Origin of the sequence: Xanthobacter sp. 126, from assembly GCF_000526175.1 — a bacterium.
In the GTDB taxonomy this organism is placed as follows: Bacteria; Pseudomonadota; Alphaproteobacteria; order Rhizobiales; family Xanthobacteraceae; genus Xanthobacter; species Xanthobacter aminoxidans.
In genome coordinates, this window is record NZ_JAFO01000001.1 from 2,294,714 (window position 1) to 2,309,275 (window position 14,562).

The window sequence follows — 14,562 nt, forward strand, 5'->3', positions numbered from 1 at the left end:
GATTCGCCATTCGAAGGCGGCGACCGCAGTCACGGGGTCTACGTGTTGGTCGGACGTGTTGGCATGTCAGTGCGCAAAGGCAAGCGGCGCTGCTCCTGACGGGCGAGTTAGCACGTCCATGGCTATGCCGTAGATCATCTCCAGGGTATCGGCGGTCATGACATGGTTCGGCGTGCCGCGAGCAATAAGCTCGCCGGCGCGCAGCGCGACGATCTCATCACAGAAGCGCGCAGCCATGTTCACGTCGTGCAGCACCACCACCACGGCGAGTCCGCGCTCCGCGGCCAAACGATGCACCAGCGAGAGCACCTCCATCTGGTGAGCTATATCGAGGGCCGAGATGGGCTCGTCGAGCAGCAGGCATTCGGCGTCCTGCGCCACCAGCATAGCGATGAAGGCTCGCTGGCGTTCGCCGCCCGACAGCGTGTCGACGAGCCGGTCCGCGAAAGCCTCCATTCCGGTGAGCGCAATAGCCTCGACGACCTTCTCCCGGTCGGCGGCCCTGAACCTGCCGAGCGCCCCGTGCCACGGATAACGACCGAGCGCCACCAGCTCACGCACCAGAAGTCCCTGTGCCGGTGGCGTCTGCTGCGGCAGATAGGCAACCTTGCGAGCAAAGGGACGATGCCCCCATTCGGTGAGCGCCTTCCCCGCAAACCTCAGGGCGCCGCCCGATGGCGGATGCTGGCGGGCGAGCAGCTTCAGCAGGGTAGATTTGCCCGAACCGTTGTGCCCGATCAGGCCGACCACGCGCCGGGCGGGGATATTCAGGGTCAGGGGCTTGAGCAGCACGCGTCCGGCGACAGCGTAGGTCACGTCTTCAAGGGTGAACAAGTCCGTCGTGTCGGTCGTCATGGCGCGTTTTCCATTCCAATCCTCGGCCGGACGGCTTGCGCGTCCTCGACGATGCGGCCTTCGGCCATGCGGACGATGCGGTCGGCTAGATGGAAATAGCGGTCGTCATGGCTGACCACGATCAGCGTACGGCCTTCGCGCTTCAGCTCCGGCAGAAGTTCTTCGTAAAACAGGCGGCGGAAATCCGGGTCCTGGTCGGCCGCCCATTCATCGGTGATCAGGATCGGCCGGCGCTCAAGAAGCGCCTCCACGAGAGCAAGGCGCTTCCTCTGGCCCGTCGAAAGGTCCGTCGTCGAAAAGCGGCCGCCCTCGAGCGAGACCTTGCCGGCGAGGTCGAACCGTTCCAGGAGGGCGCTCGCGGCGCCCTCCCGCAGGTCGCACGCGATCTCATCGAAGAGGAAGTAGTCCGAGAAGATGGGGCTGAACAACTGGCGATAATCATCCCTGCGTTCGGCCGTTACCGCCACGCCGTCCTGCCACACCGTTCCGGAGGACGGCGCGTAGAGACCCAGCAGCAGCTTGACCAGCGTCGTCTTGCCCGAGCCGTTGGCGCCGACGATGAAGACCAGCTCGCCGCGCTCAAGCCGCAGATCGAGCGGCCCAAGGACGAAGGGAGCGCCCTCCATGGCGGGGAAACGGTAGATGATCGCAGTGAGGGTGATACTCGTGAAGGTCGGCGGCGCTTTGGCCGCCCGCTTTGCGAGCATGAGCCCCGGCTCGCTGTCGGCCAGGGCCTGGGAGAGCCGGGCGATGCGCTCCAGTGCGATGCGCGCCTGGTCGAGCATGGGCAGGGCAGAGCCGAGAAGCTCGATGGGGCCACGCACGTAAAGCAGGACGATCACCGCTCCGCTCAGGGCGACGCTGTCCATGCCCAGCGCGCCATGCGCCGCGATCAGCAGGCCGATGAGGATAAAGATGCCCCCGGTGCCGGCAACGTCCGCAACCCAATAGAGGGTCATGGCGCGGCTCTTGTGCCTGCAGATGAGGTCCGCGGCGCCGCCCAGCCGCGTGCCGAATACCAGGGCACGGCGTGGCTGGTGGAGCTTCAGCTCCTTGGCCCCCTCGATGATGGAGCGGTATTGCCGGTGCAGGTCGTCCTGGGCGTGGCGCACGGCCTCGTAGTCCCTGATCCAGCGGTGCTGGGCAAAGCGCTTGGCCGCGGCGCTCAGGCCGAGGAAGAGCATCGCCATCACGCATGCGGCGGGTGACAGGGCTGCGAGATAGCCGATGCTGCCCAATGTCACCGCCAGCGCGATGGCATAGCCCGACATGTTGAAGGTGAAGGCTGAGACGGTATCCACGTCTGTGGTCAGGACGGCCATGAGCCGGTGGCTGCGATAGTCTTCCAGCCTTGCGATCGGCGCCCTCAGGATCCGGGCGGAAATGTCCTTGCGCAACGCCGCGATGAGCTTCTGCCCCAGGATGCTGTTGAGCGCCCCGGCAAGGGCGGTCCCACCGAGGCTCAGCCCGCACAAGGCGACGAACGATATGATCGGGGTGGCTTCCTCGCCCGAAGGTGCGTGCAGGGCGAGATTGACAGTGGACAGCAGCCAAGGCGTGGCGAGGCCGCCGCAGAGGCCGGCCGCAGTGGCAATGGCAAGCAGTCGCCAGAGCGGCGCCAGAAGCTGGCCCGCATGCAGGAGAACGGCGGAGGCCGAGAGCGGCGCGTTGGCGCTCATGCACGCGTCTCTCTTGGCTTTCGTGCCAGCACGATGAGGAGATAAGGGCAGCCGATGCCGGCGGCGACGAGGCCGGCCGGGATTTCGTAGGGAAAGGCCAAGGTACGGCCGAGCCAGTCCGCCGCGAGCATCACCAGCGCGCCGCACAGTGCAGCACCGGCGATCTGTGGAAGCGGCGACCTGAGCCCGAGCATCCGTGCCATGTGCGGGGCCATCAGGCCGACAAAGCTGAAAGGTCCGATGGCGAGCGTCGCCGCCGCTGTCGCTGCCGCGGCGAAGACGAGCAGGACCAGCCGGCTTGCCCTTAGCGGCAGCCCAAGGCTTCGTGCCGTCGCTTCCCCGAGTGGCAGGATCAGGAGCCACCGGGCCAGCAGCGGGCTCGCGGCCATGACCGCGGCCGCCATTGCAAGAACGCCGAGGGCGTCCCGCGGCGTTGCGTCGGTGGTGGATCCGGCCATCCAGGACAGAAGGCCCGTAAGGCGCGGGTCGCCGCTTGCCGTGAGGGCCGTGGCGAGGGCGCCGAACGCGGTGGCGATCGCCACGCCGAGGAGCAGCACGCGCTCCGGCTCCGCGTGGGCCCGTCGCGCAAAGGCGAGAAGCAGAGCGAGCGCCAGCGCCGCGCCCGATGCCGCGGCGAAAAAGCGGTCGCCTGCGTCGGGGGCTGGAACCAGCAGCGTCGCGGCGATCATGCCGAGGCCGGCGGCCGGCGCGACACCCAGTACCTCGGGGCTCGCCAATGGGTTGCCCGTGAGCCGCTGCAGCACCACTCCCGCCACGGCCAGCAGCAGGCCGGCGCCGCTGGCCGCCATCAGCCGCGGCCATCGCCAGGGCAGCAGGGCATCGAACGTCGGACCTGTATCCACCGTCCAACCCGCCGGGCCGCGTCCGAAATGCACGGCAACGAGTGCGGCCACCGCCACGGCTATAGCAAGCCCGGCGAGGCGAGCGGCAGGGCGCGCTGCCCGCGGGCTGCCCGCGTCCATGCTGGGGTTGTTGCCGCTCGGCGTGGGCCGCCGCCGCATCATCCACAGCAGGAGTGGCGCTCCGATCAGGGCGGTGAGGGTGCCTGTGGGGAGAGATGGCACCCATGGGGCGAGTGCCAGCACGCTCTGGTCCGCTGCGAGCAGGAGACCGGCGCCGAGCAGGGGAGCGAGCCAGATTCGGACGGAAAGGCGGCGCCCGCCCGCATGGCGCGCCAGGGCAGGGGCGGCAAGACCGACGAAACCGATGACCCCCACCGCGCTCACGACGCACGCGGCAAGGGCAGCCGCGACGGCGAGGACGAGAAGGCGGCTCGCGGCGACGGGGATCCCGAGTCCACGCGCTGTCGTCTCGTCGAGGGCCAGCAACGCCATGGGCCGGACCAGCGCCCAGGCGGCGACGGCCAGGAGCGGCAGCCGCTCGGCGAGGAAGAGCGTCGGGGCCCAGCCGTTCTGCGTCAGCACGCCCGTGCTCCAGATCGCCACCGACACGAGGCGCTCGTGGTTGAGAATATTGAGGATCGCCTCGGCCGCTCCTGCGAACAGGGACACGATGAGGCCCGCCAAAATGACCGTGACGGACGAAAAGCCCCGGCCCATTCCGAGGAGCAGAACCACGCACAGGGAAGCGGTGCTGCCGGCGAGGCACACCCATTCCCGGCCAAAGGAAACCAGCGCAGGCGTGTACAGCGTGGCCAGGGCCAGGGCGAGTTGCGCCCCGGCGGAAACACCGAGGGTGGTGGGTTCCGCCAGGGGGTTGAGCAGGACCTCCTGGAACAGGACCCCGGACAATGCGAGCATCGCTCCAGCCAGCAGGGCCACGGCGATGCGCGGCAGATCTGCATAGAGAAAAATGGCAGCCGTCATGTCCCCCCGGCGCGCCGCCGTCGCGAGGTGGCCGAACGCGCTCGGAGAGGCGTCCTGTCCGAGCCGCGCCGCCGAAAGCGCCAGCACCACGGCGACGAGGAGAAACACGGCTCCGGCCGACACCGCGGCGCCGGCCCACCTTGGCGGGGCCTTCTGGAGGACCGGGAGGTCAGTCATTCGCCCCCCTTTTCCAGCGCGGTGGCGAGGGCCTCGGCGAAGCGTGTGGCGCTCGGCAGGGCGCCAAAGCCCCAGGCTCCCCTGATCCGGACCACCCGTCCTGCGCGGACCGCCGGCAGCAGCCCCCAGAGGTCGCCGGCAAGCAGGCCGCGAGCTGCGGGCGCACCGGCGGGATCGACCAGCACCAGACGCGCCTCCGGATCATCGGCAAGACGTTCGATACCGACCCGCGTGCCACCCCACAGAAGGTTGGGAGCGCCCCGCCACGCATTCTTAAGCCCGAGACGCAAAAGCGCTGCATGGAACAGGCTGCCAGTCGAGAAGAGGCTGATGATGTTGCCGTCGAGCATTTGGGCGAGATAAAGCGGCCTTCCGTCGTAGCCGGCGAGCCGCGTCCGGGCGCCTTCGATCCTCCGGTCGCAGGTGGCGATAAGGTCTTCGGCTCGATCGGAACACGAGAGGAGGCCGCCGATGTGCCGCGTGGCGACGCCGGCATTGGCATAGGCGTCGTCTTTGCCGGTAAAAATGGTGACACTGTCGACCCGGGCGGCGCGTCCAAGGCCCCGGTGCAGATGCTGTTGCCAGGACTGGATCAGGATCAGGTCGGGCGCCAGCGCCACCAGCGCCTCCATGCTCGGCGCGCCCTGGAGCCCGACGTCGGCAACGCCCCGCGGCGTCGCAGGCTGCCTGACCAAGGCATCGTAGCCCGGGATCTCGGCTGCTCCGGCCGGGCGCACGCCCATGGCGTAAAGCGTCTCGGCGACGCCCCAGTTGAGCGCCACCACCGGTCGGTCGAGCCAGGCCTCGGCGCGGGCTGCGCGTGGCATCAGCAGCCCGGCGCCAATCGCCCCCAGCGCCTGCCGGCGGTTCATGGCGCCCGAGCGGGGCGGGGGAACGGGCCATCTCGCCATGGGACAGGCTCACCACTTGTAGGTGATGGAGCCGACAACTGTCCGCCTGAGGCCATAGTAGCAGAAATAGACGCTGTCACAGGTGGCGACGTAGGTCGTGTCGAACACGTTCTTGGCGTTCAGAGCGAACCGCCAATTGTCCCGATCGTAATGGATGGCTGCGTCCCACAGCAGGTTCGCGGGCAAGGCGATCGTGTTGGCATTGTCGCCGAAGCGATCGCCCACATAGCGGAATCCTCCGCCGGCACCGAGGCCTTTGAAGTCGCCGTCCTCCAGCGTTTTGTCGAGCCACAGGCTGGCCATGTTGGTGGGCACGTCCTTCGGCGTGTTGCCCACATTCCCCTGGCCGTCAGCGGTGATCTCAGCGTCGTTGTAAGTATAAGCGGCGACCAATTTCAGCCCGGCACCCAGATTGCCCACCGCCGACGCCTCGATGCCCCGAATGCGCACCGAGCCGATCTGCGCGATGTTGTAGGGGTTGCTTGGGGTCGGCTGCAGGGTCGGCATGTTGTTCTGTTCGAGGTTGAACGCGGCAAGGGTGAAAAAGACCTGCGAGCCCGGCGGCTGATACTTCACGCCGACCTCGTATTGGGTGCCGGTGGTTGGCAACAAGGGATTCCCGTTGGAATCCACACCGATGACCGGCTGGAACGAGGTCGAATAGCTGACGTATGGAGCAAACCCGTTGTCGAATTCATAGACGACGCCGGCGCGCCAAGTGAAGGCGGAGTCATCCTGGGGAATCGTGGTCGCGGTCAAAAGCTTGGTCGTGTCGGTCTGCGCCCAGTCCTGTCGTCCGCCTACCGTCAAGGTCCAGCGGTTCCACTTGATTTGATCCTGGGCGTAGAGCCCGGTCTGGTTGAGCGTGTCTCTGGTCGCGAAGTCAACGGGCGGCAGGGTGTAGGGCTGGCCATAGACCGGGAATAATACATTCAGCGGCGAAGCGGACCCGTCTCGCTCGATCCAGGTGTCGTGAGAATGAAAATAATCCAGACCCACGAGGACCTTATGCGCGAGGTCAAAGGTCTTGAACTCGGCCTGAACCTGGTTATCGACGGCGAAATTCTGCTGTGCGGCGTCGGCTCCGAGGGTCCAGCGACTGAGCTCCAGGGGATTGCCGGGAACGTAGCCTGCCGTTCCGACCTGCTGCACCTCCACCGTGGTGTCCGAATAGCGCAGGTTCTGGCGCACGGTCCAGATATCGTTGAAGCGGTGCTCGAAATTGTAGCCAATCGAATAGCTGCTGCGCTCGACCTTGTTGAAATCGGGCTCGCCGATGAAAAGGTTGGTCGGAATCTTGCCGAACACGGCCGGATAAAGGGTTCCCAGCGCCGGCAGGTTCTGCGCGAGGACGCCGTCGTTGGAGTGTCCCGCGTTGGCGAGAATGGTGAGCGTCGTATTGTCGTCCGGGGCGAAGGTCACAGCCGGCGCGAGGAAGTAGCGCTCGGTGTTGACCTGATCCACCTGAGTCTCGCTGTTGCGATAGAGGCCGGTGAAGCGGTAGAGCACCGTCCCGTCCTTGTTGGCCGGCCCGCCGAAATCGAACGAGGCCTGTCCGCCCTGCGGCCAGAGCCCTTCCACCTCGAACTCGCCGAAGGCGGTCTCGGTCGGGCGCTTCGACACCGCGTTCACGATGCCGCCAGGAATGTTCTGTCCATAGAGCACCGACGAGGGGCCGCGCAGCACCTCGATACGCTCAAGCGAAAAGGGATCGATATAGGGTGAGAGCAGGGTGTAGCGGCTGATGGTCGGCAGACCGTCGAGGAAGGGCATGCTGCCCTGGAAGCCGCGGATCATGAAGCGGTCGAGCCTGAGGTCGGTGCCGCCATATTCCTCGGCAAGGACGCCCGGCGTATACCGCAGGGCTTCTCCGACCGTCTGTGTCGCCTGGCTCTTCATCTGGTCCTGCGTAACCACCGAGATCGACTGCGGGATCTCGATCAGCGGCGTGTCGGTCTTGGAGCCCGTGAGGGTCTGCGTTGCCAGGAAGCCGACACCTGGTCCGATCGGCGATTGCGTGTCCGCCTGGACCTCAACTGGGTCGAGCGTGATGGCGCCGCCGGCAAATGCGGCACCGCCGTCCCCGGAGGCTCCCGGGCGGGCGACGACGAGGGTTCGGCCGGAAAGGTGCGCAACCAGCCCGGTACCCACGAGCATCCGCTCGGCGCCAGCTTCAGCTGTCATGGTGCCGGACACACCTTGGGTGGTCAGGTTCGCGGCAACCGAGGGAATGTAGCTGACCTGGACACCCGCCTGCCGCCCAAACGCCACGAGGGCGGTCGTGACGCTGCCCGCCGGAATGGAGAAGGCAATCACGCGGCCCGCCGTCGACGTCGCCGGCGGCGATTGCGCCCATGCGCTTCCGCATGTCGCCCCCGATAGCGCCAGGGATGCAGCAATGGCGCGCCGCCAGGCCTTGCTGTGCATTGAACTCATTCCCCCGTCTCCGTCGCATCGTGGTCGGCACGCGCGCCGTGGCGCGTGTTCCCGTGAATGCTCGACGGATCAGGGCGCGGAATTTCTCCTGCCGCGCGGAAAAAATTTCAGATGCCCGACAGCACGGTGAGCCACGGGGAGATGTGCCGGACCTTGCCGCCGTAAGGCTTGACCACCGCCGCCAGGGCGGCGTCGGGATCGTTTAGGTCAAACAGGCCGCTCACGGGCGCCGCGGCAAGGCCGGGGTCCGCTATAAGCACCCGCCCGCGGTGCCAGCGGGCAATTTGAGCCACCACATTTTCGATCGTATCCTGGTCGGCGGTGACAAGGTTTTGCCGCCATGCGCCCACCTGCGCCGGATCACCGCGCCCGCGTCGCACGGAGCGGCTACCGGTTTCCACCGAAAGCCAGTCGCCGGGCTCCAGCGTTGCCCAAGGGGCGGCACCGTCGAGTGCTATTCCTACGCGGCCTTCCTCGACGGCCGCACGGCTGAAATCCGCATTGCGCGCCACCTCGAAACGTGTGCCGATGGCCGTTGCGGTGAGCCCGACGGTGGCGACGACGAAGGGCCGAGCAGAATCCTTCGCCACGTCGCACATGATCATGCCCTCCAAGAGAGTGATCCGGCGCTCCGAAGGGCCGAGTGTCACGGCGATCGCGCTGTCCGGCCCGAGGGACAGGAGGCTGCCATCGGCAAGCCGGACCGCGCGGACTTCGGCAACGCCCGTGACGATGTCCGCGCGCCATCCTCGCCACAGCCGCGGACCCGCCAGCGCCCCGCCGGCCAGCAATGCCAGAGCCCCCAGCCCCAGCGTGACCTGGCGGCGGCTGACACGCCCGCGCCGCTGGCGACGGTCGGCGCCTACGGCGGCGCCGGTGACCCGGAACACACGCTTTGCTTCTTCCCACGCCGCGCGGTGCTCACCGCTGAGGGAACAGAACCGCCGGATCTCCGCTCGCGCCGCCTCGTCGTCCGGCCGTTCGTGCCAGGCCAGCAGCAGCGCCATCGCTTCGTTCCAGAGGTCGTCACTTTCCCCAGACATCAAGGCACCCACTGCACATCTTCGGGCGAACGCCCCGGCGGAAACCGTCAAGGCACCCGGCTCTGCTTATCAAGGACGATCGGCGCGGGGAAATTTCTCGTGCAGTGTCGAACCGCGTCACTCCACCCCGGCGGCGCGCAGCCCGTCGCGGATGCGGCGATAGCCGTCCATCACCAGCCGGCCGGCATGAGCGGTCGAGATCGAGAGTTCCACCGCGATCTGGGCAAGCGTCATTTCCCCGAGGCGGTGCATCTGGAAGGCACGCTGTGTCCGCTCCGGCATCGCAGCGAGGATTTTCAGGGTCTGAACCAGCGCGTCCCTATCGGCCACGACGGTTTCGGGGGAGGGGCTGGCATCGGCCAGATCGAAGATGGCTGCCTCCTCCAAGCTCGACATCCGCGCCTCGCGCCGGCGATGATCGAGAGCGAGATTCTGCGCGATGCGTGTGAGGTAGGCGACCTGGTCCCGGATGGACGCGTCCGGCTCCTTGCCGATCAGGGTGACGAAGCTGTCGTGCACGAGGTCTTCGGCCGTCGAGCTGTTTCGGACGATCCGCTGGATGACGCGCGCAAGCTGCCCTTTCTCAGAGAGATAAAGTCCGGCCATGTTGCTTGCGCGGGTCATCGCGATGCTGCTCGTGAACGTTGTTTCCACAGGACGTCCAAGCAGCATGGGCACGGATCCACACCAAAGCAACGCCTATAGTTTTTAATTCCTACAGTTCGAAACAGTTGATGGTTCGATCAGGCATTCCGAGATTGATCCAAGACCATTGTTGGACCGCCGGCAGTTAGAGTTTCGGGCCCTACTCACGGCGGTGGCAGGTCATAGATCGGCCCCCCTTGCCCCGGCGTTTCCTTCCGCTCAGACGAAATAACTCTGTTGAGGTAAATCATTCAGATATTTTAACTTTATAAATTCCAAAATCGGTTGCGCAAATATACGCTTGCGCAAGGATATTTGACGCTCCAATCATCCTTGCGTCCGTGGACCGCGAATGACGGCCGTGTTTATCTTCTTGCATCCTAGATTTGAACCGGCCGCCTAAGCGGCGTCGCGCGCACCTGTGCGCCGGACCGGGCTCTTGATGCGAGGCACGTCGTGAGGTTCCTGGTTGATCCGTCGTTGCTCCGGCGCAATCCTACTTTCCGCAACCTGCTCATCGCCCGTGGCATCTCGCTGATGAGCCTCGGCCTCCTCACGGTGAGCGTGCCGGTGCAGGTTTTCACGCTCACGGGCTCGACCGTGCAGGTGGGGCTGGTGGCGGCGCTCGATGGCATCGGCATGTTCGCCGGCCTGCTCATTGGCGGCGTGCTCTCGGATACTTGCGACCGGCGCGACCTGATCCTGTTCGCGCGGACCACCTGCGGCATCGGCTTTCTCGGCCTCGCGCTGAACAGCGTCATGGAGTCTCCGTCGCTGACCCTGCTCTACGCGCTGGCCTTGTGGGACGGGTTCTTCGGCGCGCTGGGCGTGTCGGCCCTGATGGCGGCTATGCCGTTCATCGTCGGGCGCGAGAACATCATGCAGGCGGGGGCGCTTGGCATGCTGGTGACGCGATTTGCCACCATCGTCTCGCCCGCCGTGGGCGGCGCCATCATCGCCCTGGACGGTCTCTTCTGGAATTATGTGGGCGCGGCCGCCGGCACCCTCGTCACCGTGCTCACGCTCCTCTCCCTGCCGTCCATGGTGCCCGAACGGCAGGAGGGGCAGCACCCGTTGCGGATGATGGCCTCGGCCTTCGCTTTCCTGTTCCGGCATCAGCGCCTGCTCCTCGTTTTCGCCATGGGCACGCTCCTGACCTTCACCACCTCCATCCGCATCCTGTTTCCGGCCATCGTCTCCGAGACGCTGGGAGGCGGCGCGTTCGAGATCGGGCTCATGTATTCGGCGGTGCCGCTGGGCGCGACGCTGGGCGCAATGCTGAGCGGCTGGGCACACGGGCTGCGCCGGCCGGAGCTTGCCATGTCCGCCTTGTGCGCGCTCGGCTTCTCCAGCGTGATCGCGCTTGGCGCCGCCGGCCACATCGGCCTCATCCTCGCGGCGCTGGTGGTCTATGGCTATGCCAATTCCATCGCCTCTCTCCTGCAATACACCATCATCCAGAACCACACGCCGGACCACTTCCTTGGCCGCATCAACAGCCTGTGGGGCGCGCAGGATGTGGCCGGCGACAGCATCGGCGCGGTCGGCATCGGCGCGCTGGCGCAAGCCCTGCCGAAGACCGGCCTGATGGTCATGGGCTTCGGCGCGCTGGTCGTCGGCGGGCTGATAACCCTCGGCTTCAACCCGCACCGACGGCCGGACCCCGCGCTTGCCGGCAAGGGCCAGCCGGCGGCGGAAGGCTAGGCCATGGGTGTGTTCTCCACCCGTATCGCCCGGCGCGGCGGCCTGCTGCTGGCGTTGGGCGTGGCGCTGGGGGCTGCGGCCTTCATCCTCGACGCCCGGCCCGGTGCCAATTCGGAGGAACCGCGCTTCGACACGGCGGTGGTCCGCCGCGGCAGCATCGAGGAGAGCGTGAGCGCCCTGGGCCGTCTTCAGCCCCGCGACTATGTGGATGTGGGTGCGCAGGCTTCCGGACAATTGCTGCGCCTCCATGTGCACGAGGGCGACAGGGTGGCGGAGGGCCAACTACTTGCCGAGATCGACCCCACCCTGCAGGAAGCGCAGGTGGAGGCCGGCGAGGCCGAGATCGCCCGCCTCAAGGCCCAGTTGATCGATCTGGAGGCCCGCGCGCGCTTCGCCAATGACCGCGCCCAGCGGCAGGCGCGCCTCGCCCGCAACCAGTTCACCAGCACCGAGGAGAACGACCGCGCTGCCATGGAGTCCGCCGCCGCCGCCGCGCAGCTGGAGATGACCCGCGCGCAGATCCGGCAGCTGACAGCCACCCTGCGCTCCAACGAGGCCCAGCTGCGCTACACCAAGATCTACGCCCCCATGGCCGGGACCGTGGTGTCGGTCGAGGCGCGGCAGGGCCAGACCCTGGTCGCAACCTACCAGACGCCGCAAGTGCTGCGCATCGCCGACCTCTCGGTGATGACGGTGTGGACGCAGGTAGCCGAAGCAGACGTGCCGCGGCTGAAGGCCGGCATGCCGGTGTGGTTCTCCACCCTCGGCCATCCCGACCAGCGCTGGGAGAGCACGGTGCGGCAGATCCTGCCTGGTCCGGCGCAGGCGGCAGGCTCCGGCGCCCCGCCGCCCGCCGCCGGCAGCGCCATCGGAAACGGCGTGGTGCTCTACACCGCCTTGTTCGACGTGCCCAACCCGGACGGAGAGCTGCGCCCGCAGATGAGCGCGCAGACCTTCTTCGTCACCGCGCGGGCGGAGAACGCGCTCATCGTGCCCGTTGCGGCGCTGGAGCCGGTGGAGGGCGCGCGGGACCGCTCCACCGTGCGGGTCATCGGGCCGGGAGGCATCGCCGTCCGCACCGTCCGGATCGGCGTGCGCACCCGCTTCGAGGCGGAGGTGCTGGAAGGGCTCGCCGAGGGCGAGCGCGTCATCACCGGCGAGCGCGCGCAGGAGGAGCGGAGCGCCATCCGCTTCACCCAGTGACGGCGCCGGGCGAGCCGCTCATCGCCTTGTCCGGCATCCGCCGCGCCTTCACCGAAGGCGCGGTGACGACCGAGGTGCTGCGCGGCATCGACCTCACCATCCATGCCGGCGAATTCGTCGCCATCGTCGGGCAGTCCGGCTCGGGCAAGTCCACGCTCATGCATATCCTCGGCCTGCTCGACCGGCCGAGCGGCGGCAGCTACCGCTTCGCCGGGGAGGATGTGAGCACCCTGTCGCGCGATGCCCAGGCGCGGCTGCGGCGCGCCGTGTTCGGCTTCGTGTTCCAGCGCTACCACCTCCTGCCGGGCGTGAGCGCGCGGAGCAACGCGGCGCTGCCGGCGGTCTACGCCGGCCTCGACGGCGCCGCACGGGACAAACGCGCGGCCGACCTGCTCGTGCGGCTGGGCCTCGGCGACCGGCTGGACCACCGGCCGGACCAGCTCTCGGGCGGCCAGCAGCAGCGCGTTTCCATCGCCCGCGCTTTGATGAACGGCGGGCGCGTGATCCTCGCCGACGAGCCCACCGGCGCCCTCGACAGCGCCAGCGGCGCCGCTGTGATGGACCTCTTGAAATCCCTCGCGGCGGAGGGCCACACGGTCATCCTCATCACCCACGACCCCGAAGTGGCGCGGCGCGCCCGGCGGATCGTGGAGATCCGCGACGGGCAGATCGTCAGCGACACCCGCGGGGCGGAAGTCATCGAGCCGCCCGCCGCGGCGATGGCGCCGGCGCGGGCCGCGCCCGCCTGGTTCGCCTTGTCCGAGGCGTTGCGCTCCGCCCTCGCCGGGCTCTCGGGCAATCCGTTCCGCACCGCGCTCACCCTGCTCGGCATCGTCATCGGCACGGCCTCGGTGATTGCCATGATGGCCATCGGCGAGGGCACCCGCCGCGAGGTGCTCACCCGCGCCGCCGCCACCGGCACCGACTGGATCGTGGTGATGCCGGACAATGACAACCCGGCGCTGCCCGGCGGACGCATGACCCTCGCCGATGCGCAGGCGCTGGAGGACCTGCCCAACGTCAAGACGGTCAATCCCGGCCGCTGGACCACCGTCACCCTCACCGCGGGCGCGGTCTCCATCCGCTCGGAGGCGTTCGGCACCTCCGTCGCCTATCCCGAGACGTTCCGCTGGGCGACCCGCCCGGGCGCCTTCTTCACCGCTGCGGACGAGCGGGCAGGGGCGCCGGTGATGGTGCTCGGCGCCGCGGTGGCCGCGCGGCTCTTTCCCGGCGTTGCCGACCCGAGCGGGCGGCACATCCTCGCCAACGGCATCCCTTTCCTCGTCATCGGCGTTCTCGAACCCAAGGGGCCGGACGAGCGCGGCATGGACCGCGACGACCGGGTGGTGCTGCCGTTGTCTACCGCCGCCAGCCGGCTCAACGGCTCCACCGACCTCGGCGGCATCCAGGTCACGGTGAAGGACACTGCGCGCCTCGCCGAGACCAAGCGCCTCATCACCGAGACGCTGGCGGCGCGCCATCGCATGGAGGATTTCTTCGTCAACGACATGGCGAGCCGCATCGCCGCGTTGGCGCAGACCCAGTCGGCCATGGCCGGGCTGCTGGCAGTGGTCGCCTCGGTGTCGCTGCTGGTGGGCGGCATCGGCGTCATGAACATCATGCTCATGAGCGTCACCGAGCGCACGCGCGAGATCGGCATCCGCATGGCGGTGGGCGCCTCCGCCGCCGACATCCGCAGCCAGTTCCTGGCCGAGGCGATGATCCTGGCCGCCGTGGGCGGCCTCGCGGGGCTGGTGCTGGGGCTCGGCACCGGCATCGGCGCGGCGCTGCTGCTGGGCTTTTCCGTGGTGTTTCAATTGAAGGCCATCGCGCTGGCGCTCGCCGCCGCTATCGGCACCGGCCTCGTGTTCGGCACCATGCCTGCCGGCCGTGCGGCGCGGCTCGATCCTGTGGTGGCGCTGGCGCACGAATAGCGATCTGCGAATACAGGGAAGTATATTTGAATAGATCTACAGTATTTGACGATTTTTCATGGCTTTTTTCCTTCCTGGCGCATCACGGTTTGGTGCGATACGAGTGCAAGATAGCGGTTATCTGCACT

10 protein-coding genes are annotated in these 14,562 nt (G+C 67.6%); 3 read left to right on the plus strand and 7 right to left on the minus strand.

The window, feature by feature from the left end; genetic code table 11:
- Positions 1–66: 66 nt before the first annotated feature.
- The 7 genes from XAN126_RS0111035 to XAN126_RS0111065 all read right to left on the minus strand — a co-directional run bounded on the left by XAN126_RS0111035 (position 67) and on the right by XAN126_RS0111065 (position 9,620).
- A complete protein-coding gene (locus XAN126_RS0111035) occupies positions 67–855 on the minus strand; it encodes an ATP-binding cassette domain-containing protein (RefSeq protein ID WP_024278656.1) in 789 nt (262 codons plus the stop codon).
- Complete coding sequence (locus XAN126_RS0111040) at positions 852–2,534, minus strand: cyclic peptide export ABC transporter (RefSeq protein WP_024278657.1); 1,683 nt, start codon at positions 2,532–2,534, stop codon at positions 852–854. Before XAN126_RS0111040 ends, XAN126_RS0111035 begins: the two co-directional genes overlap by 4 nt.
- Entirely contained in the window at positions 2,531–4,558 is a 2,028-nt protein-coding gene (gene fhuB, locus XAN126_RS0111045) for a Fe(3+)-hydroxamate ABC transporter permease FhuB (protein WP_024278658.1), read from the minus strand. Before fhuB ends, XAN126_RS0111040 begins: the two co-directional genes overlap by 4 nt.
- Positions 4,555–5,430, minus strand: a complete 876-nt coding sequence (locus XAN126_RS0111050) for an ABC transporter substrate-binding protein (protein WP_024278659.1) — start codon at positions 5,428–5,430, stop codon at positions 4,555–4,557. The genes fhuB and XAN126_RS0111050 overlap by 4 nt, the downstream gene beginning before the upstream one ends.
- Before the next feature lie 48 nt (positions 5,431–5,478).
- Positions 5,479–7,905: a TonB-dependent siderophore receptor gene (locus XAN126_RS0111055; RefSeq protein WP_081762605.1), complete on the minus strand. Its 2,427-nt coding sequence runs from the start codon at positions 7,903–7,905 to the stop codon at positions 5,479–5,481.
- Positions 7,906–8,012: 107 nt separating this feature from the next.
- Positions 8,013–8,912, minus strand: coding sequence for a FecR domain-containing protein (locus tag XAN126_RS0111060; protein ID WP_155982287.1), 900 nt, complete (start codon positions 8,910–8,912; stop codon positions 8,013–8,015).
- Between the two features lie 153 nt (positions 8,913–9,065).
- Positions 9,066–9,620 carry a sigma-70 family RNA polymerase sigma factor gene (locus tag XAN126_RS0111065; RefSeq protein WP_081762606.1) on the minus strand — a complete coding sequence of 185 codons (555 nt, stop codon included), beginning with the start codon at positions 9,618–9,620 and terminating at the stop codon, positions 9,066–9,068.
- 429 nt (positions 9,621–10,049) lie between these two features.
- Between XAN126_RS0111065 and entS the strand changes: the two genes are divergently transcribed.
- The 3 genes from entS to XAN126_RS0111080 are packed head-to-tail and all read left to right on the plus strand — an operon-like array spanning position 10,050 to position 14,434.
- Entirely contained in the window at positions 10,050–11,297 is a 1,248-nt protein-coding gene (entS, locus tag XAN126_RS0111070) for an enterobactin transporter EntS (protein WP_024278663.1), read from the plus strand.
- A 3-nt stretch (positions 11,298–11,300) separates the two neighbouring features.
- Positions 11,301–12,500, plus strand: a complete 1,200-nt coding sequence (locus XAN126_RS0111075) for an efflux RND transporter periplasmic adaptor subunit (protein ID WP_024278664.1) — start codon at positions 11,301–11,303, stop codon at positions 12,498–12,500.
- The gene (locus XAN126_RS0111080; protein WP_024278665.1) at positions 12,497–14,434 is read left to right on the plus strand and encodes a MacB family efflux pump subunit; all 1,938 of its coding nucleotides are present in this window, start codon (positions 12,497–12,499) and stop codon (positions 14,432–14,434) included. Before XAN126_RS0111075 ends, XAN126_RS0111080 begins: the two co-directional genes overlap by 4 nt.
- The last annotated feature ends 128 nt before the right edge of the window (positions 14,435–14,562 follow it).

Coding starts and splice junctions, on each gene's coding strand:
- XAN126_RS0111035 (WP_024278656.1), bottom strand. CDS start 855: ATGACGACCGACACGACGGACTTGTTCACCCTTGAAGACGTGACCTAC.
- XAN126_RS0111040 (WP_024278657.1), bottom strand. CDS start 2,534: ATGAGCGCCAACGCGCCGCTCTCGGCCTCCGCCGTTCTCCTGCATGCG.
- fhuB (WP_024278658.1), bottom strand. CDS start 4,558: ATGACTGACCTCCCGGTCCTCCAGAAGGCCCCGCCAAGGTGGGCCGGC.
- XAN126_RS0111050 (WP_024278659.1), bottom strand. CDS start 5,430: ATGAACCGCCGGCAGGCGCTGGGGGCGATTGGCGCCGGGCTGCTGATG.
- XAN126_RS0111055 (WP_081762605.1), bottom strand. CDS start 7,905: ATGAGTTCAATGCACAGCAAGGCCTGGCGGCGCGCCATTGCTGCATCC.
- XAN126_RS0111060 (WP_155982287.1), bottom strand. CDS start 8,912: ATGGCGCTGCTGCTGGCCTGGCACGAACGGCCGGACGACGAGGCGGCG.
- XAN126_RS0111065 (WP_081762606.1), bottom strand. CDS start 9,620: ATGCTGCTTGGACGTCCTGTGGAAACAACGTTCACGAGCAGCATCGCG.
- XAN126_RS0111075 (WP_024278664.1), top strand. CDS start 11,301: ATGGGTGTGTTCTCCACCCGTATCGCCCGGCGCGGCGGCCTGCTGCTG.